Origin of the sequence: Pseudomonas sp. FP2309 (assembly GCF_030687575.1) — a bacterium.
In the GTDB taxonomy this organism is placed as follows: domain Bacteria; phylum Pseudomonadota; class Gammaproteobacteria; order Pseudomonadales; family Pseudomonadaceae; genus Aquipseudomonas.
Genome location: NZ_CP117439.1, coordinates 1,703,537 through 1,729,359, shown reverse-complemented (window position 1 = coordinate 1,729,359; position 25,823 = coordinate 1,703,537). Strand labels below are relative to the sequence as shown.

22 protein-coding genes are annotated in these 25,823 nt (G+C 61.2%); 10 read left to right on the top strand and 12 right to left on the bottom strand.

Going from position 1 to position 25,823, the window contains the following annotated elements; translation table 11 throughout:
- Positions 1 to 51: 51 nt before the first annotated feature.
- Positions 52 to 573, bottom strand: a complete 522-nt coding sequence (locus PSH59_RS07910; protein ID WP_305394734.1) for a cupredoxin family protein — start codon at positions 571 to 573, stop codon at positions 52 to 54.
- A 155-nt stretch (positions 574 to 728) separates the two neighbouring features.
- Here PSH59_RS07910 and PSH59_RS07905 point away from each other — a divergent pair, with 155 nt between their 5' ends.
- Together PSH59_RS07905 and PSH59_RS07900 are read left to right on the top strand one after the other, a co-directional pair.
- Positions 729 to 1,409 carry a heavy metal response regulator transcription factor gene (locus tag PSH59_RS07905; RefSeq protein ID WP_248076591.1) on the top strand — a complete coding sequence of 227 codons (681 nt, stop codon included), beginning with the start codon at positions 729 to 731 and terminating at the stop codon, positions 1,407 to 1,409.
- The gene (locus PSH59_RS07900) at positions 1,406 to 2,761 is read left to right on the top strand and encodes a heavy metal sensor histidine kinase (RefSeq protein ID WP_305395275.1); all 1,356 of its coding nucleotides are present in this window, start codon (positions 1,406 to 1,408) and stop codon (positions 2,759 to 2,761) included. The genes PSH59_RS07905 and PSH59_RS07900 overlap by 4 nt, the downstream gene beginning before the upstream one ends.
- 55 nt (positions 2,762 to 2,816) lie before the next feature.
- On the opposite strand, the gene PSH59_RS07895 is transcribed toward PSH59_RS07900, so the two are convergent.
- The 3 genes from PSH59_RS07895 to PSH59_RS07885 are packed head-to-tail and all read right to left on the bottom strand — an operon-like array spanning position 2,817 to position 6,063.
- Positions 2,817 to 4,061 carry a lipoprotein-releasing ABC transporter permease subunit gene (locus PSH59_RS07895; RefSeq protein ID WP_305394733.1) on the bottom strand — a complete coding sequence of 415 codons (1,245 nt, stop codon included), beginning with the start codon at positions 4,059 to 4,061 and terminating at the stop codon, positions 2,817 to 2,819.
- Positions 4,062 to 4,121: 60 nt separating this feature from the next.
- Entirely contained in the window at positions 4,122 to 4,805 is a 684-nt protein-coding gene (lolD, locus tag PSH59_RS07890; protein ID WP_017477213.1) for a lipoprotein-releasing ABC transporter ATP-binding protein LolD, read from the bottom strand.
- A 7-nt stretch (positions 4,806 to 4,812) separates the two neighbouring features.
- A complete protein-coding gene (locus PSH59_RS07885; protein ID WP_305394732.1) occupies positions 4,813 to 6,063 on the bottom strand; it encodes a lipoprotein-releasing ABC transporter permease subunit in 1,251 nt (416 codons plus the stop codon).
- Between the two features lie 94 nt (positions 6,064 to 6,157).
- Between PSH59_RS07885 and PSH59_RS07880 the strand changes: the two genes are divergently transcribed.
- Positions 6,158 to 6,742, top strand: coding sequence for a PilZ domain-containing protein (locus tag PSH59_RS07880; RefSeq protein ID WP_305394731.1), 585 nt, complete (start codon positions 6,158 to 6,160; stop codon positions 6,740 to 6,742).
- 44 nt (positions 6,743 to 6,786) lie between these two features.
- Positions 6,787 to 7,509 (top strand): glycerophosphodiester phosphodiesterase family protein, encoded by a 723-nt coding sequence (locus PSH59_RS07875; protein WP_305394730.1) that lies wholly within the window; start codon positions 6,787 to 6,789, stop codon positions 7,507 to 7,509.
- Positions 7,510 to 7,551: 42 nt separating this feature from the next.
- Here PSH59_RS07875 and sthA read toward each other — a convergent pair whose 3' ends face one another.
- Positions 7,552 to 8,946 (bottom strand): Si-specific NAD(P)(+) transhydrogenase, encoded by a 1,395-nt coding sequence (gene sthA / locus PSH59_RS07870; RefSeq protein WP_003172584.1) that lies wholly within the window; start codon positions 8,944 to 8,946, stop codon positions 7,552 to 7,554.
- Between the two features lie 214 nt (positions 8,947 to 9,160).
- Between sthA and PSH59_RS07865 the strand changes: the two genes are divergently transcribed.
- Complete coding sequence (locus tag PSH59_RS07865) at positions 9,161 to 9,694, top strand: chalcone isomerase family protein (protein ID WP_305394729.1); 534 nt, start codon at positions 9,161 to 9,163, stop codon at positions 9,692 to 9,694.
- 123 nt (positions 9,695 to 9,817) lie between these two features.
- Here the strand turns inward: PSH59_RS07865 and PSH59_RS07860 are convergent, their stop codons facing one another.
- Positions 9,818 to 11,281: a glyceraldehyde-3-phosphate dehydrogenase gene (locus PSH59_RS07860; RefSeq protein ID WP_248076603.1), complete on the bottom strand. Its 1,464-nt coding sequence runs from the start codon at positions 11,279 to 11,281 to the stop codon at positions 9,818 to 9,820.
- Positions 11,282 to 11,621: 340 nt separating this feature from the next.
- On the opposite strand from PSH59_RS07860, the gene mfd reads away from it, so the two are divergent.
- From mfd to PSH59_RS07845, 3 genes are read left to right on the top strand one after another with little or no spacing between them, the layout of a single operon-like run.
- Positions 11,622 to 15,071, top strand: a complete 3,450-nt coding sequence (gene mfd, locus PSH59_RS07855) for a transcription-repair coupling factor (protein WP_248076605.1) — start codon at positions 11,622 to 11,624, stop codon at positions 15,069 to 15,071.
- Between the two features lie 11 nt (positions 15,072 to 15,082).
- Positions 15,083 to 15,649, top strand: coding sequence for a CsiV family protein (locus tag PSH59_RS07850; RefSeq protein ID WP_305394728.1), 567 nt, complete (start codon positions 15,083 to 15,085; stop codon positions 15,647 to 15,649).
- Between the two features lie 9 nt (positions 15,650 to 15,658).
- Positions 15,659 to 18,349 carry a DEAD/DEAH box helicase gene (locus PSH59_RS07845; RefSeq protein ID WP_305394727.1) on the top strand — a complete coding sequence of 897 codons (2,691 nt, stop codon included), beginning with the start codon at positions 15,659 to 15,661 and terminating at the stop codon, positions 18,347 to 18,349.
- A gap of 95 nt (positions 18,350 to 18,444) precedes the next feature.
- Here PSH59_RS07845 and nagZ read toward each other — a convergent pair whose 3' ends face one another.
- Together nagZ and PSH59_RS07835 are read right to left on the bottom strand one after the other, a co-directional pair.
- The gene (nagZ, locus tag PSH59_RS07840) at positions 18,445 to 19,455 is read right to left on the bottom strand and encodes a beta-N-acetylhexosaminidase (RefSeq protein WP_305394726.1); all 1,011 of its coding nucleotides are present in this window, start codon (positions 19,453 to 19,455) and stop codon (positions 18,445 to 18,447) included.
- A gap of 143 nt (positions 19,456 to 19,598) precedes the next feature.
- Positions 19,599 to 20,306: a TetR/AcrR family transcriptional regulator gene (locus PSH59_RS07835; RefSeq protein ID WP_248076613.1), complete on the bottom strand. Its 708-nt coding sequence runs from the start codon at positions 20,304 to 20,306 to the stop codon at positions 19,599 to 19,601.
- 263 nt (positions 20,307 to 20,569) lie between these two features.
- On the opposite strand from PSH59_RS07835, the gene lexA reads away from it, so the two are divergent.
- Entirely contained in the window at positions 20,570 to 21,178 is a 609-nt protein-coding gene (gene lexA, locus PSH59_RS07830) for a transcriptional repressor LexA (protein ID WP_003172575.1), read from the top strand.
- Between the two features lie 10 nt (positions 21,179 to 21,188).
- Positions 21,189 to 21,662, top strand: coding sequence for an SOS-induced cell division inhibitor SulA (gene sulA, locus PSH59_RS07825; protein WP_248076616.1), 474 nt, complete (start codon positions 21,189 to 21,191; stop codon positions 21,660 to 21,662).
- A gap of 103 nt (positions 21,663 to 21,765) precedes the next feature.
- On the opposite strand, the gene PSH59_RS07820 is transcribed toward sulA, so the two are convergent.
- The 4 genes from PSH59_RS07820 to PSH59_RS07805 form a co-directional block, all read right to left on the bottom strand.
- A complete protein-coding gene (locus PSH59_RS07820; protein WP_010212068.1) occupies positions 21,766 to 21,999 on the bottom strand; it encodes a hypothetical protein in 234 nt (77 codons plus the stop codon).
- Between the two features lie 118 nt (positions 22,000 to 22,117).
- Positions 22,118 to 22,639 carry a DUF6586 family protein gene (locus tag PSH59_RS07815; protein ID WP_248076619.1) on the bottom strand — a complete coding sequence of 174 codons (522 nt, stop codon included), beginning with the start codon at positions 22,637 to 22,639 and terminating at the stop codon, positions 22,118 to 22,120.
- Positions 22,640 to 22,766: 127 nt separating this feature from the next.
- The gene (gene topA / locus PSH59_RS07810) at positions 22,767 to 25,388 is read right to left on the bottom strand and encodes a type I DNA topoisomerase (RefSeq protein ID WP_305394725.1); all 2,622 of its coding nucleotides are present in this window, start codon (positions 25,386 to 25,388) and stop codon (positions 22,767 to 22,769) included.
- A gap of 114 nt (positions 25,389 to 25,502) precedes the next feature.
- Positions 25,503 to 25,739, bottom strand: coding sequence for a DUF1653 domain-containing protein (locus PSH59_RS07805; protein ID WP_248076623.1), 237 nt, complete (start codon positions 25,737 to 25,739; stop codon positions 25,503 to 25,505).
- Between the last annotated feature and the right edge of the window lie 84 nt (positions 25,740 to 25,823).

Here is a 25,823-nt window from a genome sequence, read left to right as displayed (position 1 = left end):
AAATAAACCGCGCCAGTCTACCAGCCTTTGCCCCCGCCCTTAAGAAACGCCTTACTCAACGGTCAGCTTGCCGACCATGCCCGCCTGGTAATGCCCGGGCAAGTTGCAGGCGAACTCCAGCCCCGTGGCCCGAGTGAACGTCCATGTCAGCTCAGCCGTTTTACCGGGTTCGACCAACACGCTGTTGGGATCATCGTGCTTCATGCCGCCCATCTCACCATGGCCCATGGCGCTGTGATCCATCTTGCCCATGCCGGTGGCGGTGAGCATGCCACTGGCTTGCATCTGCAGCATTTCCTTCTGGTGGGCCGCGTGCATCGCGGCGTCGCCCAGGTTGAATTCATGGAGCAACTGGCCTTTGTTGACCAGGACGAAGCGCACGGTTTCGCCGGCCTTCACATTCAGGGATTTGGGCGAGAAGGCGATGTCCTGCAACGTGACTTGCACCGTACGCGTGGCCTTGTCCGCCGCTGCCGGCTGGCCGAACGCATAAGCGTGGGCCGTATCGGCCGATGCATTGAAACTCAGCGCCAACAGGCAACCCGCCAACAACAAGGGTGTACGCAACATCATTGCTATTCTCCAAAAAGGTATAACCCGCTCTGGCAGCACTCTAAGATGGCGCCGCTGCCAGCCAGCTGACTGCTGGATTACAACTTTGTCAGGTTGCACCCTTGGCCTGACAGCCACGGTATAAAGCCCTTCGCCACCCGCTGCCCGAGCCGCCCATGAAACTGCTGATCGTCGAAGACCAACCGAAAACCGGCCACTACCTGCGTCAGGGCCTGGCCGAGGCGGGTTTTACCACCGAATTGGTGGCCGACGGTACCAGCGGCCAGCACCTGGCGTTGACCGGTGATTATGACCTGCTGATCCTCGACGTGATGCTGCCCGGTCGCGACGGCTGGCAAATCCTGCAGGCGGTGCGCGGCGCCGGCCTGGATATCCCGGTGCTGTTTCTCACCGCGCGGGACGCCGTAGCAGATCGCGTGCATGGACTGGAACTGGGCGCCGACGACTACCTGATCAAGCCCTTCGCCTTTTCCGAACTACTGGCCCGCGTACGCAGCCTGTTGCGCCGTGGCAGCAGCGCGCCCCAGGAAACCGCGCTGCAACTGGCCGACCTGCGCCTGGACCTGATCCGCCGCCGCGTCGAACGCGACGGCCAGCGCATCGACCTCACCGCCAAGGAGTTCTCCCTGCTGGAACTGCTGCTGCGTCGCCAGGGCGAGGTGCTGCCCAAAACGCTGATCGCTTCTCAGGTGTGGGACATGAACTTCGACAGCGACACCAACATCATCGAAGTGGCGATCCGCCGCCTGCGCCTGAAAGTCGACGACAACTTCCCCACCAAGCTGATCCACACCGTGCGCGGCATGGGCTATGTGCTGGAGGAGCGGTGCAATTGATCCAGCGCCTGTCCCTGGCCAGCCGCCTGGCACTGCTGTTCGCCGCCTGCACCGCCGTGGTCTCGCTGCTGGCCGGCGTGCTGTTCAACCAGGCCAGTGAGGCGCACTTTATCGAGCTGGACCAACAGCAGCTCGACAGCCGGCTCGTCGCGCTGCGCAGCACCTTGCAGGGTGTCGATTCGCCGCAGTCCTTCGCCCAGCGAGCCGCACAACTGCGCGCCGAACTCAACCGCCAACCCGACCTCACGCTGCGCATCAGCGCCGGCGGCGAGCGCTGGCTCGACGATGCGCCAACCATCACCCTGCCCACCGCCCCCGGCCTGCACAACCTGCAAAACGCCGGTATCGATTACCGCGTCTACAACGCACCGTTGTCGGCCGGCCAGCCCGACTCGCCCCAACTGAGCCTGCTGCTCGACATCACTCACCATCAGCACTTCCTGCAACGTATGCAGCATTTGATCTGGCTGACCGTCGGCTTATCGGCCCTGGCCACCGCGCTGCTCGGCGCCTGGGCCGCACGCAGCGGGTTGCGCCCATTACGGCGCATGGGCGAAGTGGCGGCCGGCGTGTCGGCCCACTCCCTGACCCAGCGCCTGCCCCAACACCATATGCCCGTGGAACTGGCGGAACTGGCCCAGGCCGTCAATGCCATGCTCGGCCGCCTGGACGACGCGTTCCAGCGCCTGTCGGCGTTTTCCGCCGATATCGCCCATGAGCTGCGCACGCCGCTGTCGAACCTGCTGACCCAGACCCAGGTCATCCTCACCCAGCCGCGTGCGCTGGAGGATTACCGCGAGGCGCTGCACAGCAACTTGGAGGAGCTGCAATGGATGGCACAACTGGTCAACGACATGCTGTACCTGGCCAAGGCCGATCACGGCTTGCTGATGCCGAGGCGCGAGCCCTTGGCACTGGCCGATGAAGTTGAAGCGTTGTTGGAGTTTTTCGCCCTGGTGGCAGAAGACGCGCAGGTCACGCTGGTGCGCAAGGGCATAGCCCACACGGCCGGAGATCGCGGCATGCTGCGGCGGGCTTTGTCGAACTTGCTGGATAACGCGCTACGGTTCACCCCACCCGGCGGCGAAGTACGCGTGCGCATGACGCAGAGTGCAGAGGGTGTAACGCTGACGGTGGAGAACAGCGGGGAAGGCATCCCGGCGCGGTTGTTACCACGCTTGTTTGACCGATTCTACCGGGCTGATCCGGCACGCCATGAAGGCAGCAGCGAGCATGCGGGACTGGGGCTGGCAATTACCCAATCGATTGTGCGGGCGCATGGGGGGAGGATTTTTTGTGAGTCTGAGGCCGGATGGACACGGTTTGTGATCGAGTTGCCCAAGGGAGAGTGAAGCAGGCTGGCCCGGCCCTATCGGGGGCGCAAGCCCCCGATATCGATCTAAAACCTTACGAATATCTCAGCGCGTGCGCCGGCTCGATCTTCGCCGCCCGATACGCCGGGTAAAGCGTGGCCAGAAAGCTCAACACGAACCCGGCCGTGCAAATCAGCACCACATCGCCGCCTTGCAGCTCCGAAGGCAGGTTGCTGACGAAGTACACATCCGAACTGAAGATATGTTGCCCGCTGACCCGCTCGAACCAGCCCACCAGCTCACTCACGTTCAGCGCCGCAATCACCCCGAGCACACCACCGATCATGGTGCCGACGATACCGATCACCGTACCCTGCACCATGAAGATCGCCATGATCTGCCGTGGCGTGGCACCGATGGTGCGCAGGATCGCGATGTCGGCGCCCTTGTCGTTCACCACCATGATCAGCGTGGCAATGATGTTGAACGCGGCCACGGCGACGATCATCAGCAGCAACAGGCCGATCATGGTCTTTTCCATTTTCATCGCGCTGAACAGGCTGCCCTGGGTGTGGGTCCAGTCATCGGCCTTGTAAGCCGCGCCCAGGCCAGTAGCGATAGCCGCCGAGACGCTTGGCGCCGCATACAGATCCTTCACCGCCAGGCGCACACTCTGCACTTGGTTGGGCTGCCAATGCTGAATTTCTGCGGCATCGGCCATGTGGATCAACGCCATGGAGCCATCGAGCTCGGCGCCGACCTTGAAGATCCCGACCACGTTCAACCGCTGCATGCGCGGGGTGATGCCACCCGGTGCACTGCTGATTTCCGGCACGATCAGGGTCAGTTTGTCGCCCACGTTCAAGCGAAACCGCCGTGCGGTGATTTCACCGACCACCACGCCGAATTCGCCAGGCTTCAGGTCTTCCAGTTTGCCGCGCACGATATGCTGGGCCACGATCGACACCTTGCCTTCCTGGGCCGGGTCGATGCCGCTGATTTCAATAGGTTGCATCGCCCCCTTGTAGGAGAACATGCCGTCCATTTGGGTGAACGGGACGGCGGCGGTCACTTGCGGGTTCTTCATCGCGGCGGCAGCCACCGGCTGCCAGTCATCGATCGGCTTAACGCCGACGATGGTCGCGTGGGGCACCATGCCGAGAATGCGCGAGCTCATCTCGCGCTGGAAGCCGTTCATCACCGACAGCACCACGATCATCGCCAGCACGCCCAGGGCGAGGCCGATCATTGAGGTCATCGAGATAAACGAAACAAAACGGTTGCGGCGCTTGGCGCGGGTATAGCGCGTGCCGATGAAAATCGATAACGGTCTGAACATTCGCGTGCACCGCCTGAAAAATTGAAAAAGCCCGACGCCAGGCGCCGGGCTTGAAACGGGTCAGATGGCGACCAGATGACCTTCCTGCAAGTGCAGCACGCGGTCCATCTGCCGGGCCATGCTCATGTCATGGGTCACCACCAGGAACGCGGTGCGCATCTGGGTGCTCAGTTCCAGCATCAAATCCTTGATGCCCTGGGCTGTGTGCGAGTCGAGGTTGCCGGTCGGCTCATCGAGCATCACCAGGCCAGGGTTGTTCACCAGGGCGCGGGCGATCGCCACGCGCTGGCGTTCACCACCGGACAGTTCGGCCGGTTTGTGTTCCAGACGATGGCCCAGGCCGACGCGCTCGAGCAACGCCTTGGCACGCTGGCGCGCCTCCGGAATCGCGGTCTTGCCGATCAACAACGGCATGCATACGTTTTCCAGCGCGGTGAATTCCGGCAGCAGATGGTGAAACTGGTACACGAAGCCCAACGAGCGGTTCCGCAACTGGCCACGGGCCTTTTCGCCCAGAGCCGAGAGTTCTTCGCCCGCCAGCCACACGCTGCCCTGGGACGGCGTATCGAGGCCGCCCAGCAGGTTCAACAAGGTACTTTTGCCGGAACCGGAACTGCCGACGATCGCCACGCGCTCGCCGGGGTGCAATTCCAGCTGAAGGTTTGACAACACCACCACCGACTCCGGACCTTCCTCGTAGGATTTGCCCAGGTTGCGGCAGCTCAGGATTGCTTTTTCACTCATGCCCGATTCACTCATAACGTAAGGCCTGTGCTGGCTGGGTACGTGCCGCGCGCCAGGCTGGATACAGGGTGGCAAGGAAACTCAGGAGCAACGCAGCGCCGCCCACCATCAACACATCCTGGGCCTGAACCTGGGACGGCAAGTAGTCGATGAAGTAGACGTCGGCGTTGAGAAACTTGTGGCCGATCACCTTTTCGAGCAGGGCGATGGCGGCGCTGACGTTCAGCGCGGCCAGAATGCCCACGGCGGTGCCGATCAAGGTGCCGACCACGCCGATCACCGTGCCCTGCACCATAAAGATCGCCATGATCTGGCCCGGCGTGGCGCCCAGGGTACGCAGGATGGCGATGTCGCCTTTCTTGTCATTCACCACCATTACCAACGTGGAGATGATGTTGAACGCGGCCACCGCAACGATCAGCAGCAATAGCAGGCCGATCATGGCTTTTTCCATGCGGATGGCCTGGTACAGGTTGCCGTGGGTGCGGGTCCAGTCGCGGGCGTAGTACTGGCTCTCGCCCAACTGCTGAGCGATCTCCCAGGCGCCGCGCGGGGCGTCGAACAGGTCGTTGAACTTCAGCCGCAGGCCCTGCACCTGGTCTGGCTGCCAGCGGTGCAGGCGGGCCAGGTCGGTGAGGTTCGTCAGGCCCAGGTAGCCGTCGATCTCGCCGGCGCCGACGTGGAAGGTGCCGACCACGGTAAAGCGCTTCATGCGCGGGAACATGCCGGCCGGGGTCACGGTGACTTCCGGTGCGACGAAGGTGAGCTTATCGCCCAGGCCCACACCGAGCTTGGCTGCGGCCTTGTCGCCGATCACGATGCCAAAGTCGCCGGGCGCCAGGTCGTCGAGTTTGCCCTGCAGCATGAACTTGTCGATGATCGACACCTTGCGTTCCTGGGGCGGGTCGATGGCATTGAGCAGGATTTTCTGCACCTTGCCGTCGTGGGTCAGCAGCCCCTGCATCTGGGTAAACGGCGCAACGGCCAGCACCTTGGGGTTCTGCCTGACCTTGTCGGCCAGGCTTTGCCAGTCACTGATCGGCGCATCGCCCTCGATGGTCGCGTGGGGCACCATGCCCAGCACGCGGGTGCGCATCTCATGATCGAAGCCGTTCATCACCGAGAGCACCACAATCATCACGACCACGCCCAAGGCGAGCCCGATCATCGAGGTCAAGGAAATGAACGACACAAAATGATTGCGACGCTTTGCACGGGTATAACGCGTGCCGATAAATACGAAGAGAGGTCTGAACATGTCGGGGCTTGTTCGGAGGAAAAGAAGACGTCCCGGTGGCGGGGTCTGGTAAGCAGCTTTACACTCAGACCATTACCGTTACCTGGGGTTCGCCATGTCGACATTAGATGAAGAAGAGCGCCGCGAATACTACCGTATCGACGACATGATCGCACTCCAAATCAAAAGCCTGTCTGTCCCCGAAGCAGCGAGCAAAGAAGTGTTGCTGGATGATTCGCCGCTGTTCAACCTGCTCAGCGAACTGCACCTCAGCGAATTCGAAGCCCAGCACCTGCTGCGCCAGCTCAGCGAGAAGGATCGCACCCTTGCGGCGTTCCTGCGCGTACAGAACAAACGCCTGGATTTGCTCAGCCAGATCATGGCCCGGGGCCTGCTGGACGAAGTCGGCGCCCCGCAGCCAGTGATCATTTCCGAGGGCGGTATCGACTTCCAACACCCCGCCCCACTGGCCACCGGCGCGCACCTGGCCGTCAAACTGGTATTGATGCCCCAGGCGCTCGGCCTGTTACTGCGCGCACGGGTGACCCATTGCGACCCCAAGGGCAGCGGGTTTGAGATCGGCACCGAGTTCGAAGCCATGACCGATGCCCAGCGCCAGTTGCTGGCGCGCTACATCCTGCAAAAACAAGCCCAGGAACGGCGCCTGGCGCGGGAACAGAGCGACGCCCAAGACATCTGATTTTGTATTCATCCCGCCGGACACCCTGGCGCATAGGAGCAACTGTGACCCTGATTTATGGCCACCGCGGTGCCAAAGGCGAAGCACCGGAAAACACCCTGACCAGCTTTCAGGAATGCCTCAAGCACGGTGTACGCCGCTGCGAATTGGATTTGCACCTGTCCATGGACGGCGAACTGATGGTCATCCATGACCCGACCCTCAAACGCACCACCGACCGACGCGGCAAAGTCGTCGAGTATTCGGCGGCCGACCTTATGAAGATGGACGCCCGTAAAGGCGGCCCGGGCTGGGTCAAGCCGTGCCCGATCCCACGCCTGGAAGCACTGTTCGAGCAGTGCGATTTCGATCACTGGCAACTGGAAGTCAAAAGTGCGTCGCGCACCCGCGCAGCGACCACCGTGCTGGCAATCCGCGAGATGGCGGTACGGTTTGGCCTGATGGACAAGGTCACCGTGACTTCAAGCTCGCGCGAGGTGTTGAAAGCGGCCGTTGAGCTTACCCCGGACCTGTCACGCGGCCTCGTCGCCGAATACGCCTGGCTCGACCCGTTGAAGGTCGCGCAGAACTATGGCTGTGAGTACCTGGCGCTGAACTGGACGTTGTGCACCCCTGAGCGCCTGGAAAAGGCCCAGCGTCAGGGCTTGCACGTGTCCGTGTGGACGGTCAACGAACCTGCGCTGATGCGCAGGCTCGCCGACTTCGGCGTAGATAGCCTGATTACAGACTTTCCCGGTTTGGCCACTGCCACCCTCGAGAATTACTGAAATCGGTCTCCCCGGCCGGCTCAGGCCACCGGCCGGAGCCGCTCAAAAAAGCCGGTTGAGGCCGTCGTAGGCCGCTACCCGATAGGCTTCCGCCATGGTCGGGTAGTTGAACGTGGTGTTCACAAAATACTTGAGGGTATTTTGCTCACCCGGCTGGTTCATGATCGCCTGGCCGATGTGCACGATCTCCGACGCCTGGTAGCCGAAGCAATGCACGCCGAGGACTTCCAGGGTTTCGCGATGGAACAGGATCTTCAGCATGCCTTGCGGCTCACCGGCGATCTGCGCGCGCGCCATGCTCTTGAAGAACGCCTTGCCCACTTCGTAAGGCACCTTGGCCTTGGTCAGTTCGTGTTCGTTCTTACCGATCGAGCTGATCTCGGGAATCGTGTAGATCCCGGTCGGCACGTCGTTCACGTAGCGCCAGCTGCCGTTGTCGACGATGCTGCCGGCGGCCGAACGCCCCTGGTCGTGGGCGGCACTGGCCAGGCTTGGCCAGCCGATCACATCACCGGCGCCGTAGATGTTCGGTACGCAGGTGCGGTAGTTTTCGTCCACTTCGATCTGGCCACGGCTGTTGACCTTGACCCCGATGTTTTCCATGCCCAGCTTGTCGGTGTTGCCGGTACGGCCATTGCACCACAGCAAGGCGTCGGCCTTGATCTTCTTGCCGGACTTGAGGTGCAGGATCACCCCGTTGTCCAGGCCTTCGACCCGCTCGTACTCTTCGTTATGGCGCACGGTGATGTTGTTGTTGCTGAAGTGGTAGCTCAGCGCCTGGGAGATCTCCGAGTCGAGGAAGCTCAGCAACTGGTCGCGGTTGTCCACCAGCTCCACCAGCACCCCCAGGCCGCTGAAGATCGAGGCGTATTCACAGCCGATCACGCCGGCGCCGTAGATGATCAGTTTGCGCGGGGTGTGGCCCAGGCTCAGGATGGTATCGCTATCGTAGATGCGCGGGTGGTGGAAATCGATGTCCGCCGGACGATACGGGCGCGAACCGGTGGCGATGATGATGTGCTTGGCCACCAGCTTCTCGACCACGCCGTTGGAGCACACCACTTCAATGGTTTGCTCGTCTGCAAAGCTGCCGGTACCGAAGAACAGATCGACGCGGTTACGCGCGTAATAACCGGTGCGCGACGCCACTTGCTTGGCAATGACTTTCTCGGCGCTCTTGAGCACATCCGGGAACGAGAACCAGCGCGGCTCACCAATGGCCCGGAACATCGGGTTGGTATTGAACTGCATGATCTGGCGGACCGAGTGACGCAGGGCCTTGGACGGGATGGTACCCAGGTGGGTGCAGTTACCGCCGACCTGGCGACGGCTATCGACCATCGCCACCTTGCGCCCCGCTTTGGCGGCGTTCATTGCCGCACCTTCTCCAGCCGGGCCGGAACCCAGTACCACCACGTCGTAGTTGTAGACAGCCATGCGTACTCCTCAGAACAGGCCAGGCGTACGGTTGGACGCCTGGCTAAATCATGCCGCGGCCAGCGGTCATGAAGGACAATTTGGCTCAAGTGTGTGAACCGGGGCACAGTCTATATAAGGCTCAACGCCGCGCACATTAACCCTTGGTCGCGTCGTAGGCCAGTCCTGCCATACTACATGACGCAAATCAGCACCGATTTCAGGACGAGCCATTATGCGACAACTCTTTGTGTGTTTAATGCTGATGCTATCGATCACAGCCCACGCCAATGAGGCCGACCGACTCAAACAGGCTGATTTCCCGGCGCGTTTCGAGAGCCTGGCCCTGAAAAACCAGGCGGTGCTCAACTATCTGTGGACCGATGTTTATGCAGCCGGTCTGTACGCCCCTCAAGAGGCAAGCGCCAGGCAGGCCTGGGCACAACAACAGGACCTGCGCCTGGTGCTGTACTACTTTCGCGACATCGACCGCAAGGATGTGATCAAGGCCGCCACGGCTACACTGGAGCGCCAGCAAGCCAGCGCCCGGTTGAAGCCCGAACTGGATCAACTGCATGCACGCTTTCGCAATATCCGCAGCGGTGATCGCTATGCCCTGGATTTTCGCCCGGGACGCGGCTTGAACCTGGAGATCAATGGGCAAGTGGTGTTCAGCAGCCCCGATGTGGAGCTGGCGAAGGCCTACATGGGAATCTGGCTGGCGCCCAAGGGGCTGTCGGACAGCTTGCGTGGGCAGTTGCTCAATTGATGCGTCGGCTGAACTACCGCTATCGGGGGGCAAGCTCCCTCCCCCATTTGAATATAGTCACCACAAACCACAGCCATGAAAAAGCCCCGAACCAGTCGGGGCTTTTTCATTCAACACTCAGGCTTAGCGCGGGAACGCAGGCGGGTTGACCCCGGCCATGTCTTCCATCACGCGGACCACCTGGCAGCTGTAGCCGAACTCGTTGTCGTACCACACGTACAGCACAACGCGGTTGTCCTGGGTGATGGTCGCTTCGGCGTCCACCACACCGGCGTGGCGCGAACCGACGAAGTCGGTGGACACCACTTCCTGGGAATTGACGAAGTCGATTTGCTTATGCAGATCGGAGTGCAGCGCCATGTAGCGCAGGTACTCGTTCATCTCTTCACGGGTCGCGGCTTTCTCAAGGTTCAGGTTGAGGATGGCCATCGACACGTTCGGCGTCGGTACACGGATCGCGTTACCGGTCAGCTTGCCGGCCAGCTCAGGCAAAGCCTTGGCGGCAGCGGTGGCGGCACCGGTCTCGGTGATCACCATGTTCAACGCGGCACTACGGCCACGGCGATCGCCCTTGTGGAAGTTGTCGATCAGGTTCTGGTCGTTGGTGTACGAGTGAACGGTTTCAACATGGCCGTTGACGATGCCGAACTTGTCATTGACTGCCTTGAGCACCGGCACGATGGCGTTGGTGGTGCAGGAAGCGGCAGACACGATCTTGTCGTCAGCGGTGATTTCACCGTGGTTGATACCGTGCACGATGTTCTTGAGCTTGCCTTTGCCAGGCGCGGTCAGCACAACGCGGTCGATACCTGGGCACGCCAGGTGCTGCCCCAGGCCTTCGGCGTCACGCCATACACCGGTGTTATCCACCAGCAACGCGTCTTTGATGCCGTACTGGGTGTAATCCACCTCGGTCGGGTTTTTCGCGTAGATCACCTGGATCAGGTTACCGTTGGCGGTGATGGTGTTGTTTTCTTCGTCGATGGTGATGGTGCCATTGAACGAACCGTGTACCGAGTCACGGCGCAACAGGCTGGCGCGCTTGGTCAGGTCATTCTCGGCGCCTTTGCGCACGACGATGGCGCGCAGGCGCAGGCCGTCGCCACCACCGGTTTTTTCGATCAGGATGCGCGCCAGCAGGCGGCCGATACGACCGAAGCCGTACAGCACAACGTCGGTGCCTTTGCGGGCAGCGGCGCTTTGCTGGCCAACCACATCGGCCATCTCTTCACGCACGAACTGCTCGGCGCTACGGCCGGCGCCTTCCTTGCGGAACTTATAGGCCAACTTGCCCAGGTCTACCGAAGCCGCGCCGAGCTTGAGCTCGCTCATGGCCTTGAGCAGCGGGAATGTTTCGTGGACGGAGAGTTCGCTGTCGTCGGCGGAGCGATGGCGCGCAAAGCGGTGCGCCTTGAGAATCGCGATGACAGACTGGTTGATCAGGCTGCGGCCATAGATCGAGCTCACCACATTATTATTGCGGTACAGCTGACCGATAAGCGGGATCATCGCTTCTGCGAGTGCTTCACGGTCGATCCATTCACCAAGACACTGGTCGGGCTTCTGAGTCACGGGAACCTTCCACATGTAGGGGCTGAAAAAAGGGGCTACATTATGCCGCCCGACTGCCCTCGTCGCAATGCGCGCCAGACAACAAAAAGCCCTTGCTGAAAAATAGCGCCCCGCTGCAGCCCAGTAAATACGCGGGTTCCAGAAGGCCACTAGTTGGGCGAACGGGCCGACTTGTCTGTAACACTCCAAAACATTCGCACTTTTTGGCACTACATATTGAGCCAAACCACGCCATTGTTTGTCTTAGCCACTACATTTCCTGCAAACCGTAATAGGCACAGTCAGCAACTGACAGGCGGCACCTTGCCCCGTTACAATTACCGACTTTGTCGCAACGCTTGGAGCTCAACCTTCCGTGCCCGTTCTGCGTCTACCGCTACTCCCTGCCGCGGCAGGTAAACAGCACTGGGGCAACCTGCCCGGTGCCGCCCTGAGCCTGGCCATCGCCGAGGCTGCCAGCGCAGCCAAGCGCTTTACCCTGCTGCTCACCGCCGACAGCCAAAGCGCCGAACGGTTGGAGCAGGAGCTGAGCTTCTTCGCCCCCGATTTGCCGGTGCTGCATTTTCCCGACTGGGAAACCCTGCCCTACGACCTGTTCTCGCCGCACCAGGACATCATTTCCCAGCGCATCGCCAGCTTGTACCGCTTGCCGGAACTGGCCCACGGCGTGCTGGTGGTGCCGATCACCACGGCCCTGCATCGCCTGGCGCCGACCAAGTTCCTGCTGGGCAGCAGCCTGGTGCTGGATATCGGCCAGAAGCTCGATGTGGAGCAGATGCGCACGCGCCTGGAAGCCAGCGGCTACCGCTGCGTCGACACGGTGTACGAGCACGGTGAGTTCGCAGTACGCGGCGCGCTGATCGACCTGTTCCCGATGGGCAGCAAATTGCCGTATCGCATCGACCTGTTCGATGACGAAATCGAGACGCTGCGCACCTTCGACCCGGAAAACCAGCGCTCCATCGACAAGGTGGAATCGATCAAGCTGCTGCCGGCACGGGAATTCCCGTTGCAAAAAGACGCGGTCACCCGCTTCAAGGCGCGTTTTCGTGAGCGCTTCGACGTCGACTTCCGCCGCTGCCCGATCTTCCAGGACCTGAGCAGCGGGATTACCCCCGCCGGTATCGAGTACTACCTGCCACTGTTTTTCGACGAGACGTCGACCCTGTTCGATTACCTGCCTCAGGACACCCAAGTGTTCTCGTTGCCGGGTATCGAGCAGGCGGCAGAGAACTTCTGGAATGACGTGCGTAACCGTTACGAAGAGCGCCGTGTCGATCCATCCCGTCCTTTATTGCCGCCGGCGGAATTGTTCCTGCCGGTAGAGGACTGCTTCGCGCGGCTCAAAAGCTGGCCGCGTGTGGTCGCCAGCCAACAGGACGTGGACGCCGGCAGCGGCCGTGAACGCTTCCCCGCCGGGAGCCTCCCGGACTTGGCAATCCAGGCCAAAGCCACGCAACCCCTGGAAGCGCTGTCCAACTTCCTCGGCGACTTCCCCGGCCGCGTGCTGTTTACCGCCGAATCCGCCGGGCGCCGTGAAGTACTGCTGGAATTGCTGGAACGCCTGAAGCTGCGACCGAAAACCGTCGACAGCTGGCCGGACTTCGTTGCGAGCAAGCATCGTCTGGCCATCACTATTGCGCCACTGGACGAAGGCCTGCTGCTGGATGACCCGTCCCTGGCGCTGATTGCCGAGAGCCCGCTGTTCGGCCAACGCGTGATGCAACGCCGTCGTCGCGAAAAACGCGCCGACGCCAACAACGACGCCGTCATCAAGAACCTCACCGAACTGCGTGAAGGCGCGCCGGTGGTGCATATCGACCACGGTGTGGGCCGCTACCTCGGTCTGCAGACGCTGGAGATCGATAATCAGGCGGCCGAATTCCTCACCATGGAATACGCCGAGGGCGCCAAGCTCTACGTGCCAGTGGCCAACCTGCACCTGATCGCCCGCTACACCGGCAGCGACGACGCCCTGGCCCCTTTGCATCGTCTGGGCTCCGAGACCTGGCAAAAAGCCAAGCGCAAGGCCGCCGAACAGGTGCGCGACGTCGCCGCCGAGTTGCTCGACATCTATGCGCGCCGCGCTGCCCGCGAAGGGTATGCCTTCGCCGACCCGAAAGCCGACTACGCAACCTTCAGCGCCGGCTTCGCCTTCGAAGAAACCCCGGATCAGCAAACCACCATCGAAGCCGTGCGCGCCGACATGCTCGCGCCCAAGCCGATGGACCGCCTGGTGTGCGGCGACGTGGGCTTCGGCAAGACCGAAGTGGCCATGCGGGCGGCGTTCATTGCCGTGCACGGCGGACGCCAAGTGGCCATTTTGGTGCCCACCACCCTGCTCGCCCAGCAGCACTACAACAGCTTCCGCGACCGCTTTGCCGACTGGCCGGTGACCGTGGAAGTGATGAGCCGTTTCAAATCCGCCAAGGAAGTGAATGCGGCCATCGCGGATTTGGCCGAAGGCAAGATCGACATCGTCATCGGCACCCACAAGCTGTTGTCGGACGATGTGAAGATCAAGAACCTGGGCCTGGTGATCATCGATGAAGAACACCGCTTTGGCGTGCGCCAGAAGGAACAGCTCAAGGCCCTGCGCAGCGAAGTCGATATTCTGACGCTCACGGCGACACCCATCCCACGCACGCTGAACATGGCGGTGTCGGGCATGCGCGACCTGTCGATCATCGCCACGCCGCCCGCGCGACGCCTGTCGGTGCGCACGTTCGTCATGGAGCAGAACAAAAGCACGGTCAAAGAGGCGCTGCTGCGTGAGTTGCTGCGTGGCGGCCAGGTGTATTACCTGCACAACGACGTAAAGACCATCGAAAAATGCGCCGCCGACCTCGCCGAACTGGTGCCGGAAGCACGCATCGGCATCGGCCACGGGCAGATGCGCGAGCGCGAACTCGAACAGGTCATGAGCGACTTCTACCACAAGCGCTTCAACGTGCTGATCGCCTCCACCATCATCGAGACCGGCATCGACGTGCCGAGCGCCAACACCATCATCATTGAGCGCGCCGACAAGTTCGGCCTGGCCCAGTTGCACCAGTTGCGCGGCCGAGTGGGTCGCAGTCACCACCAGGCCTATGCCTATTTGCTGACGCCGCCACGCCAGCAGATCACCTCGGATGCGGAAAAGCGCCTGGAGGCCATCGCCAATACCCAGGACCTGGGCGCCGGTTTTGTGCTGGCCACCAACGACCTGGAAATCCGTGGCGCCGGCGAACTGCTGGGCGACGGCCAGAGCGGGCAGATCCAGGCCGTGGGCTTCACGCTGTATATGGAGATGCTCGAGCGCGCGGTCAAAGCCATTCGCAAGGGCGAACAGCCAAACCTCGACCAACCCCTGGGCGGCGGTCCGGAGATCAACCTGCGCCTGCCGGCGCTGATTCCCGAAGACTACCTGCCCGATGTGCACGCACGGCTGATCCTGTACAAGCGCATCGCCTCGGCCACCGACGAAGAAGGCCTCAAGGACTTGCAGGTGGAGATGATCGACCGCTTCGGCCTGTTACCGGAGCCGACCAAGAACCTGGTGCGCCTCACCCTGCTTAAATTGCAGGCCGAGCAACTGGGTATCAAGAAGGTCGACGCCGGGCCGCAGGGTGGGCGCATCGAGTTCGAAGCGCAGACGCCGGTAGACCCGTTGGTGCTGATCAAGCTGATCCAGGGCCAGCCCAACCGCTATAAGTTCGAAGGGGCTACGCTGTTCAAGTTCATGGTGCCGATGGAGCGTGCCGAAGAACGTTTTAATACCTTGGAGGCGCTGTTCGAGCGCCTCATCCCGAAATCTGTTTGAAGGACGCCTCAATGCGCCTGTTCCGCATGCTGAGCCTGTTGTTGGTGGTCGTGGCACCCTCGGCATTCGCCGACAGCCCGTACCAGGTAGAAATGATCCTGGTCCGCCAGAATGCGGAGCCGGTGATCAATAGCCGCGCCGCGCCGGAAGACTGGGATGCCGGCGCCGTACGCCTGGGCGACAAAATGAGCCCGCCTCGCTTGAACAACATCGTCGACAAACTCAACGCCGATAACAGCTACACCGTGCTGGCGCACAAAGCCTGGGAGCAGAACCTTGGCGAGCAGCCGGTCAAGATCGCGATCACTGATGGCCAGGAGCAGTTCGGCCAATTCCCTATCCAGGGCACGCTGAACCTGCAACTGGGGCGTTTCACCGATATCGACGCGCAGTTCTGGATCAACCGGTTCGGCAGCAACGGCAGCGTGATCGCCAGCGAACACCTGAACCAGACCGACGTGCGCACCAAGAACAACCAGCTCAACTACCTGGACGGCGGCCACCTGGCGTTGCTGATCAAGATCACCTCGCTGACCGCCAAGCCACCCAGCGCACCACCGCCCGACCTCCAGGACTGATTCAGTGCCATGCCCCTGACGTCGTCGCTGACCAAGCCCCTGGCCCCTTCGTGGGCCAATCGCTTCAAAGAGCAAAGCCTGGAGCGTGGGCGACGTTATGCCCTGGAGAATCGCGTGCGCATCGTCGAATCCGGCGACAGCACCATCATCGCCAGTTGCGAGGGCTCGGGCGGCAACGTTTACCGACAGACCATCTCACTGCGTGAATCGGCCAAGGGCACGCTGATTCTGGTCGACAGCCGCTGCACCTGCCCGGTGCGCACCAACTGCAAACACATCGCGGCGGTGCTGCTCAAGGTCCAGGAAACCCTGGCCTACCCGGCCGCCGCCCAGGATGCAGAGCTGCTGGAAAAGCTCCAGAGCGTGCTGGATAACCGCGTGGTGCTGCCGCAAGTGGTGATGGAGGACGTACGGCCGATCCCACGCCTGTGGCTGGCCAGTGTCGAATTCAGTGCGTTCGAACCGCGCAACGGCAAGATGCAGCGCTACGTCCAGCACCGCGCGGCGCTGTCGTTCAACTATTTGGGCAACTATGTCAGCGGGCAGAAGAACGCCGACATTATCGTGCGCCAGGAAACCCAAAGCCTGCGCATCAAGCGTCATCCTGAACGCGAGCAACCCTATCGCGAGCACCTGCGCCTGCTGGGTTTCAAGATCGCCACGCGCCAGAGCAAAGCGCTGCCGGAAAGCGCCGGCGAACTGTTTGAGATGGTCAATGACAGCGCCTGGCTGAACTTCACCCTCAACGCCGCCCCGACGTTGCGCGCCGAGGGCTGGGAACTGCAGATCGATGAGGATTTCGGTTTCGACCTGAGCGCGGTGGATGACTGGTACGCCAGCGTCGATGAGGCGCCTGAGCGTGACTGGTTTGATCTGGAGTTGGGCATCATCGTCAACGGCGAGCGCCTGAGCCTGTTACCGATCCTGTTGAACCTGATGCGCTCCCACGTCGAGATCCTCAACCCGGAAAAACTCGCACGTCGTCGCGACGACGAACTGATCCTGGTGAACATTCCAGGCCTGCCCAATGGCCACGGCCCACTGCAGGTCGCATTGCCCTACGGTCGGCTGAAACCGGTGCTGGCAACTTTAGGCGAGTTTTACCTGCAGGAAGCCGGCACCACCACCCTGCGCCTGGCCAAAGCCGATGCGATCCGGCTCAACCCACTGGAAGACCTGCCCCTGCAATGGGAAGGCGGCGAGAAGATCCGCCATTTCGCCCAACGCCTGCGAGACATAAAGGACTTCACCTGCGTTGCTCCGGCAGGCTTGAACGCGACCTTGCGCCCCTATCAGCTGGAAGGCTTGAGCTGGATGCAGTCGCTGCGCCAACTGGACGTTGGCGGCATTCTTGCGGATGACATGGGCCTGGGCAAAACCCTACAGACCTTGGCGCATATTCTCAGCGAAAAAATCGCCGGGCGCCTGGATCGGCCCTGCATGGTGGTGATGCCCACCAGCTTGATCCCCAACTGGCTCGATGAAGCGGCGCACTTCACCCCGCAGCTCAAGGTGCTGGCGCTGTACGGCGCGGGGCGAAAGAAACATTTCGCCAACCTGCAGGATTACGACCTGCTGTTGACCACCTATGCCCTGCTGCCCAAGGACATCGAGCTGCTCGCCGCCCAACCCCTGCACGTGCTGATCCTCGATGAAGCCCAGTACATCAAGAACCCTTCCAGTAAGGCGGCCCAGGCGGCGCGCGAGCTGAATGCGCGGCAGCGCCTGTGCCTGAGCGGCACGCCGCTGGAAAACCACCTGGGCGAGCTGTGGTCGCTGTTCCACTTCCTGCTGCCAGGCTGGCTGGGCGACGTCAAAAGCTTCAACCGTGATTACCGCGTGCCCATCGAAAAACGCGCCAGTGACGTGCGATTGCAGCACCTCAACGGTCGGATCAAACCGTTCCTGCTACGCCGCACCAAAGAACAGGTGGCGACCGAACTGCCACCCAAGACCGAGATTATCCACTGGGTCGAGCTCAACGAAGCGCAGCGCGACGTGTACGAAACCATACGCCTGGCTATGGATAAAAAGGTCCGCGACGAGATTACCCGCAAAGGCGTGGCGCGCAGCCAGATCATCATTCTTGAAGCGCTGCTCAAGCTGCGCCAGGTGTGCTGCGATTTGCGCCTGGTCAATGACGCCACCCTGCCCGCCCGTGGCAGCAGCTCGGGCAAACTCGACAGCTTGCTGGAAATGCTTGAGGAGTTGTTTGCCGAGGGACGTCGAATCCTGCTGTTTTCCCAGTTCACCTCGATGCTCAGCCTGATCGAAGTCGAATTGAACAAGCGCGGCATCGCCTACGCACTGCTCACCGGCCAGACCCGGGATCGGCGCACACCGGTGAAAGCATTCCAGAGCGGCAAGTTGCAGATTTTTCTGATCAGCCTGAAGGCCGGTGGCGTAGGCCTGAACCTGACCGAAGCCGACACCGTGATCCACTACGACCCATGGTGGAACCCGGCCACGGAAAACCAGGCCACCGACCGTGCGTATCGCATCGGGCAAGAGAAACCGGTGTTCGTCTACAAGATGATTGCCAGGGGCACGGTGGAGGAAAAAATCCAGCACCTGCAGAAGGAAAAGTCCGACCTGGCGGCGGGCGTGCTGGATGGGCGGTCCACCGGGGATTGGCAATTGGGCAACGAGGATATCGAGGCGTTGTTTGCGCCGTTGCCCAATAAGCAAGAGAAGCGCTGATCGTCAGATCGTCTTGGCGAGCAAGCCTACCTGTTGAGTCGTGAAGACATTCACGTGTGGGCGCTGGCTAGCCTGCGCTGGCAGCGCCAAGGTGTTCAGCCGATCAACTGAGCCTCGCGCAATGCAGTTAGCGCCGTCAGCCAGCGCGGGTCCTGCTTGTAGTCCGTGGAAGCAAGCCCCTGGCCGCGCATACGCGCAATCCGTGCCGACGGCTTGACCTTCATGCGCTGCGCCGCACTCAACGCCAGCTCGGCGGCCGCACGGTCGTTGCACACCAGGCCCATGTCACACCCGGCAGTCAGCGCCGCCTCGATACGGCTGGCCGCATCCCCGACCACATGGGCGCCGGCCATGGACAGGTCGTCACTGAAAATCACCCCGTCAAATTGCAGCTCGCCGCGCAGGATGTCCTGCAACCAGCGCCGCGAAAAGCCGGCGGGCTGGGCGTCGACCTGCGGATAGATCACATGTGCCGGCATCACCGCCGCCAGTTGCCGGCTCAGGCGTGCGAACGGCACCAGATCATTGGCGCGAATCTGCTCCAGGCTGCGCTCGTCATTGGGAATCGCGACGTGGGAATCGGCCTCGGCCCAACCGTGGCCGGGAAAGTGTTTGCCGGTGGCGGCCATACCGGCACTGTTCATCCCACGGATAAAGGCACCGGCCAGCACGGCGGCGCGCTCGGGATCGCCTTCGAAGGAGCGGGTGCCGACCACGGCGCTGCGCTGGTAATCCAGGTCCAGCACAGGCGCGAAGCTCAGGTCCAGGCCCACCGCCAGCACTTCGGTGGCCATAACCCAACCGCACTGCTTGGCCAGGTATTCAGCGTTAGGGTTATCCGCCAGCGCGCGCATGGCCGGCAAGCGCACGAAGCCCTGGCGCAGGCGCTGCACACGACCGCCTTCCTGATCGACGGCCAGCAGCAGGTCCGGGCGCACCGCACGAATCGCGGCGCTCAACTCGCGCACCTGGCGTGGATGCTCGATATTGCGCGCAAAAATGATCAGGCCGCCCACTTCAGGCTGGCGCAACAAGTGACGATCCTCGGCCGTCAGCCAGGTACCGGCAACGTCGACCATCAAAGAACCTTGCAGGGCAGCAGTCATAAACCTTCCTTAAATAACGCACACAACCCGTTGCCCTCACCTGGCGTGGAGCGCAAGGCAGGTACAACGGGTTGCGAATAAATAGCTGAAATCGGCATGGCGGCTAGCTTAGCGGATGCAAACGGCCGCGCACACCCAGGCGATCAAACCTTGGCCGGCACCGGAGTGGTTTTGCTGCGTGGGCGCAACTGGGCAGCCGCCATGGTCGGGTCGGTCACACCGGTTTCGGCACGCATGCCGGCGGCGAGGAACGGCACCATCAGGCGCATCACCTGCTCAATGGAGGTGTTGACGCCGAAATCGGTCTCGGCAATCGCGCGCAGCGCCTTGATCCCGGACATGCTGAACGCCGCCGCGCCGAGCATAAAGTGCACGCGCCAAAACAGTTCGATCGGAGGAATACGCGGCGCGGCCTCGTTGACCAGCAGCATATAGCGACGGAACACCTTGCCGTACATGTCTTCCAGGTAACGACGCAGGTGACCCTGGCTCTGACTGAACGCCAGGCCCAGCAGGCGCATGAAGATCGACAAGTCGTTGCCGCTGCGCGGCTGGACCACCAAGGCTTGTTCGACGAGGATTTCCAGGAGTTCTTCCAGCGTCGGCTTGTGGTCGGCCTTGGCCTGGCGACGTTCCAGCTCGCGGTCGAGGCTGGCGCAGAACGGACCCAGGAAGCGCGAGAACACCGCCTGGATCAAGGCCTTTTTCGAGCCGAAATGGTAGTTCACTGCGGCGAGATTGACCCCGGCCTTGCTGGTGATCAGCCGCAATGAAGTTTCAGCGAATCCTTTTTCCGCGAACAATTGCTCGGCAGCATCGAGAATGCGCTCAACGGTTTCCGACTGGGCCATGGGTACTCCGCCTGACAAACACTCGTTTGAAACATACGTTTCAGAGTGTGTCTTGTCAAGCCTGTGGGTTCGCTTTCCGGCCGGGCAGTCATGTATTTGAGCGCTATTTAATCACATCCTTCACCCTGTGTAGGCAGCGCTATCTCTACCCTGTAGGACCGATCACGGATGACCGTCCAGCGGCGTCGTCAAAAAGGATGATTGCCAAGCGCAGTTCACTGTATATAATCCCAGTCACTGTATAAAAAGACAGAGCGATCAACATGCTAAAACTGACGCCACGCCAAGCTGAGATTCTGGCTTTTATCAAGCGCTGCCTCGATGATAACGGCTACCCGCCGACACGAGCCGAAATTGCGCTGGAACTGGGGTTCAAGTCCCCCAACGCCGCCGAAGAACACCTCAAGGCCCTCGCTCGCAAAGGCGCGATCGAGATGACTCCCGGTGCTTCGCGGGGTATTCGCATCCCTGGCTTTGAAGCCAAGGCCGACGAATCGACACTGCCGATCATCGGTCGCGTCGCCGCCGGTGCGCCGATCCTGGCACAGCAGCACGTCGAGGAGTCCTGCAACATCAACCCGACGTTCTTCCACCCGCGCGCCGACTACCTGCTGCGGGTACACGGCATGAGCATGAAGGACGTGGGCATCTTTGACGGCGACCTGCTGGCCGTACACACCACCCGCGAAGCCCGAAATGGCCAGATCGTCGTCGCGCGGATCGGCGATGAAGTCACCGTAAAGCGTTTCAAGCGCGAAGGCAGCAAGGTCTGGCTCCTGGCCGAAAACCCTGAGTTCGCCCCGATTGAAGTGAACCTGAAAGACCAGGACCTGGTGATCGAAGGCCTGAGCGTCGGCGTCATTCGCCGCTAAAGGAGGCATCATGCAGCTCGTACACACCCCACAACACACACAACTGTCGCTGTTCGAGGCCTTTATGGCCCAACCCCTTGCGCCCATCCTCAAGGAAACGGTCGAGGCGCCCTGGAGCGCCGAACCTGAGGCGTTCAGTGAGCTGTCGTTGCGCGGTGCTGCCGGAAGCTGCCTGAGCCTGCTGGCACCGATCCTGCGCGAGTTGAGCGAGGATCAGGACGCGCGCTGGCTGACGCTCATCGCCCCGCCCGCCAGCCTGACCCAGGCCTGGCTACGGGACGCGGGCCTCAACCGTGAGCGTATCCTGCTGCTGCAACCACGCGGCGCACAAAGCGCTCAGCAGTTGACGTGTGAAGCACTTCGACTGGGCCGTAGCCATACGGTGGTGAGCTGGTTGAACCCGCTGAATGCAACGGCCAAGCAGCAACTGATCAGTGCCGCGCGCACCGGCGATGCGCAGAGCTTGAATATTCGGTTGGGGTGAAAGGCTGAAGAGGCTAGTCGCCTACGACTGAGCGGGCTTGTTTTTGTGGTGAGCGGGCTAAGCACTCAGATCCGCTCACCAGGGCATATTCCATCAAAGCCCTTCAGTGAAGAACCCGCGGCCCGTCTTCTTTCTCGGGCTCGCCTTCGGCCAGGCGGCCGGCCATCTGCACGCCCACGCTCAACATGGCTTTAGCCACTTCCACGTGCTGACCTTGCAAGAACACCTTGGCATCCTCGGAAAAATCCAAAATCACCAGAGAACCCTCGTCCTCCGCCCGGCGCAGCTCGATTCGGCCGTCAGGCAACTCAACAATTTCCAGAAAGGACGTTGGCATAAAAGTCTGTTCTCCACGAAAGGCCGGGATTATATCAGTCATCCCCCCGACCTCGCTGAGGATCTGAAGAGGTTTCTTTACAGCTTGATGAACGGTTCTTTCTGCGTTCAGGCTGGCTTTAGCACTCGTTCAGGCCTTCACGAAAGCGTAAGGCCATCTTTTTCAGCTCCTGACGCCAGCCCTCCAGTTCTTCCCGGCTCAAGGGCTCAGGCTCTTCCTCCTCCAACGCGACCGCCACGATCAGCGGCTGAGTCACGTCCCCCTTGGGCACATGGGGAACACGAGGCGGCTGGAACATATCGGCATGCGCTTTGAGCAAACGCGCCACCCAGCTGTCGGGGCTTTGGGCCATTTCAACCAGCTCGGCCAGTTCGGGAATGGCCATGGACTCAAGCACGTCACGGTTCATGATCATTTCCGCACGGGGCGAACCGGCCTGGGGCAAGCGGTAGAACCCGGCGATTTCATGACATAGCCCGAGCAAGGCACCGTACAAGTGGAACAACGCCGCTTCACGCCCCGCCTGAACCAGCGCGATGGCATTCATCTCTTTCCCTTCCTCGGCACGGCCAAGGGCTTCCAGGGACAAACCCGCGAAGTAAATTTTCTGATTGGTACGGGTATAGAGTTCGTTGGCCATAGCGGCAATCTCCACAACGAATGAGGCGTAATGCTGGCTGAACAGTGTCACGGATCAGCCGAGCCCACTGCAAGCGCAAAAAAAGGCCGCCCATGCGGGCGGCCCTCGTACGTCGCCGGTTGGTCGATCAAGCGCCCTGGCGCTTGTCCTCGACCTTCCACTTGCCACCGTCGTAGAACGCTTTCCAGCCTGTAGGCTTACCGTCCACTTCGGTCTGCACGTACTGCTCCTTGGTTTTGCGGCTGTAGCGGATCACGGCTGGACGACCATCCGGGTCCTTCTTCGGCGCTTCACACAGGAAGTGGTATTTCGGGTCGATCTCATCCTTATGCGGCACGATCTCCAGCACCAGCGGTGCGCGGGTCTCGCGGTTTTTCGGGAACTGGCTGGCGGCCAGGAACAACCCCGAAGCACCGTCACGCAGGATGTAGGTGTCGTTGACCTTCTCGCACTTGAGCTCAGGCATCTTCACCGGGTCCATCTTCGGCGGTGCAGCGTCTCCGCTTTTGAGCAATTTGCGGGTGTTCTTGCAGGTTGGGTTGGTGCAACCGAAGAACTTGCCGAAACGGCCGGTCTTGAGCTGCATCTCGCTGCCGCACTTGTCGCACTCCAGGCTCGGACCCTCGTAGCCCTTGATGCGGTAGGTGCCCTCTTCAATCTCGTAACCGTTGCAATCGGGGTTGTTACCGCAGATGTGCAACTTGTGTTTCTCGTCCAGCAGGTAGGCGTCCATCGCCGTGCTGCAGATCGGGCAGCGGTGCTTGCCACGCAGCACCAGCGACTCGGATTCACCCTCGTCATCGGCAGCGATCTCATCACCCGGCACCAGGTTGACCGTGGCCTTGCAGCGCTCTTTCGGCGGCAGGCTGTAGCCCGAGCAGCCGAGGAACACGCCGGTCGATGCGGTACGAATCTGCATCGGGCGGCCGCACGTCAGGCACGGGATGTCGGTCATTACCGGCTGGTTGGCACGCATGCCGCTCTCGGGGCTTTCGGCCACTTCGAGTTTCTTCTTGAAGTCGCCGTAGAACTCGTCGAGGACGTTTTTCCAGTCGCGCTCGCCATGAGCCACGTCATCGAGGTTCTCTTCCATCCCGGCGGTAAAGCCATAGTCCATCAGGTTGGAGAAGCTCTCGGACAGGCGTTCAGTGACGATATCGCCCATCTTTTCCGAATAGAAACGCCGGTTGTGCAGCGCCACATAGCCGCGGTCCTGGATGGTGGAGATGATCGCAGCGTAGGTCGAAGGACGACCGATACCGCGTTTTTCCATCTCCTTGACCAGGCTGGCTTCCGAATAACGCGCCGGCGGCTTGGTGAAGTGCTGGGACGGGTCGAGCTTGATCAGCTTCAACGTATCGCCCTGGGCCATGTCCGGCAACACATCATCATCGCCTGGCTTGGCGATTTGCGGCATCACGCGGGTGTAACCGTCGAACTTGAGGATACGGCCCTTGGCACGCAGCTCGAAATCGCCGGCACCCACGCTGACCGTGGTGGACAAGTATTGCGCCGGCAGCATCTGGCAGGCCAGGAACTGGCGCCAGATCAACTCGTAGAGGCGCTCAGCATCGCGCTCCATGCCACTCAGCTTGGCCGGCGTGGTGTTGGCGTCGGAAGGACGAATCGCTTCGTGAGCCTCCTGCGCACCCTCTTTGCTGCTGTAGACGTTTGGCTTTTCCGGCAGATACTTCTTGCCGAACTCGCTTTCAATATAAGTGCGCGCCATCGCCACCGCGTCTTGCGACAGGTTGGTGGAGTCGGTACGCATATAAGTGATGTAGCCGGCTTCGTACAGACGCTGGGCCATCATCATGGTTTTCTTCACACCAAAGCCCAGGCGGTTGCTCGCGGCCTGCTGCAGGGTGGAGGTGATAAACGGTGCCGACGGCTTGCTGCTGGTCGGTTTGTCTTCACGCTTGACGATGCTGTAGCTGGACGCCTTGAGCTTTTCCAGCGCGGCCATGGCCTGGGCTTCGTTCAGCGGCTTGAACGCCTCGCCTTTCTCACGGGCCACTTCAAAGCGCACGTTGGCGCCCTTGGCGGTACCGAGGTCGGCATGGACTTCCCAATACTCTTCAGGGTTGAACGCACGGATCTCACGCTCACGCTCCACCACCAACTTGACCGCTACCGATTGCACACGGCCGGCGGACAGGCCACGGGCGATCTTCGCCCACAGCAACGGCGAGACCATGTAACCGACCACGCGGTCGAGGAAACGACGGGCCTGCTGGGCGTTGACACGGTCGATATCCAGCTCGCCCGGCTTGGAGAAGGCTTCCTGGATGGCTTTCTTGGTGATTTCGTTGAACACCACACGCTTGTAGCGGCTGTCATCGCCGCCGATGGCTTCCCGCAGGTGCCAGGCAATGGCTTCCCCTTCGCGGTCCAAGTCCGTTGCGAGATAGATGGTGTCGGCATCTTTGGCGAGCCGGCGCAGCTCTTCGATGACCTTTTCCTTGCCCGGAAGGATTTCATACTTGGCCTTCCAGCCATGATCCGGGTCCACACCCATGCGCGAGACCAGCTGCTTGCGCGCTTTCTCTTTTGGCGTGAGTACCGGACCTTCGCCCGCAGCCGCCTTGCCGCGCTTGGCGGCAGGCTCCTTGCTGGCGCTAGCCGAACCGCTGGTGGGCAGGTCTCGGATATGGCCGATACTCGACTTCACCACGTACTCGTTGCCCAAGTACTTGTTGATGGTCTTGGCCTTAGCCGGGGATTCCACAATGACCAGCGATTTGCCCATGGATCGGAAAATTCCTGAATTCGAGAAGTGAAAGGCAGTTGGCGCCTGTCGCGGCAACGCTATATATAGTGGCAACAAGGTGAGGTCAAGCGCAGCATTCTGCGCGGCCTGCCGTTATTGCCCTGAAAAAAGACTGGCTTCGGCCTGGACCAAAGCAAAGCGCGGGACGTGCTCACCGTCAACTTCGACGGTCTCCAGGAACATGCTCAAGGGACGCACCCAAAAGCCGTATTCGCCATACAGCGCTTGGTAAAACACCACTTCTTCTTCGGTCTCGGAGTGCCGTGCCACACTGAAAACGCGGTACTGCGGCCCCTTATAATGTTGGTAGAGCCCTGGTTCGACTTTCATGCTCTGCCTCCCTTACAAAATTTATTAAAAAAAAATACAAAACCGCCAAAAAACAAAAACCGGGGCACTGGGCCCCGGCTTCCG

Coding starts and splice junctions, on each gene's coding strand:
- PSH59_RS07895 (WP_305394733.1), bottom strand. CDS start 4,061: ATGTTCAGACCGTTATCGATTTTCATCGGCACGCGCTATACCCGCGCC.
- topA (WP_305394725.1), bottom strand. CDS start 25,388: ATGGGCAAATCGCTGGTCATTGTGGAATCCCCGGCTAAGGCCAAGACC.
- PSH59_RS07910 (WP_305394734.1), bottom strand. CDS start 573: ATGATGTTGCGTACACCCTTGTTGTTGGCGGGTTGCCTGTTGGCGCTG.
- nagZ (WP_305394726.1), bottom strand. CDS start 19,455: ATGACTGCTGCCCTGCAAGGTTCTTTGATGGTCGACGTTGCCGGTACC.
- PSH59_RS07905 (WP_248076591.1), top strand. CDS start 729: ATGAAACTGCTGATCGTCGAAGACCAACCGAAAACCGGCCACTACCTG.
- sulA (WP_248076616.1), top strand. CDS start 21,189: ATGCAGCTCGTACACACCCCACAACACACACAACTGTCGCTGTTCGAG.
- sthA (WP_003172584.1), bottom strand. CDS start 8,946: ATGGCTGTCTACAACTACGACGTGGTGGTACTGGGTTCCGGCCCGGCT.
- PSH59_RS07805 (WP_248076623.1), bottom strand. CDS start 25,739: ATGAAAGTCGAACCAGGGCTCTACCAACATTATAAGGGGCCGCAGTAC.
- lolD (WP_017477213.1), bottom strand. CDS start 4,805: ATGAGTGAAAAAGCAATCCTGAGCTGCCGCAACCTGGGCAAATCCTAC.
- lexA (WP_003172575.1), top strand. CDS start 20,570: ATGCTAAAACTGACGCCACGCCAAGCTGAGATTCTGGCTTTTATCAAG.
- PSH59_RS07845 (WP_305394727.1), top strand. CDS start 15,659: ATGCCCCTGACGTCGTCGCTGACCAAGCCCCTGGCCCCTTCGTGGGCC.
- PSH59_RS07815 (WP_248076619.1), bottom strand. CDS start 22,639: ATGGCCAACGAACTCTATACCCGTACCAATCAGAAAATTTACTTCGCG.
- PSH59_RS07835 (WP_248076613.1), bottom strand. CDS start 20,306: ATGGCCCAGTCGGAAACCGTTGAGCGCATTCTCGATGCTGCCGAGCAA.
- PSH59_RS07865 (WP_305394729.1), top strand. CDS start 9,161: ATGCGACAACTCTTTGTGTGTTTAATGCTGATGCTATCGATCACAGCC.
- PSH59_RS07820 (WP_010212068.1), bottom strand. CDS start 21,999: ATGCCAACGTCCTTTCTGGAAATTGTTGAGTTGCCTGACGGCCGAATC.
- PSH59_RS07885 (WP_305394732.1), bottom strand. CDS start 6,063: ATGTTCAGACCTCTCTTCGTATTTATCGGCACGCGTTATACCCGTGCA.
- PSH59_RS07860 (WP_248076603.1), bottom strand. CDS start 11,281: ATGTGGAAGGTTCCCGTGACTCAGAAGCCCGACCAGTGTCTTGGTGAA.
- PSH59_RS07880 (WP_305394731.1), top strand. CDS start 6,158: ATGTCGACATTAGATGAAGAAGAGCGCCGCGAATACTACCGTATCGAC.
- PSH59_RS07850 (WP_305394728.1), top strand. CDS start 15,083: ATGCGCCTGTTCCGCATGCTGAGCCTGTTGTTGGTGGTCGTGGCACCC.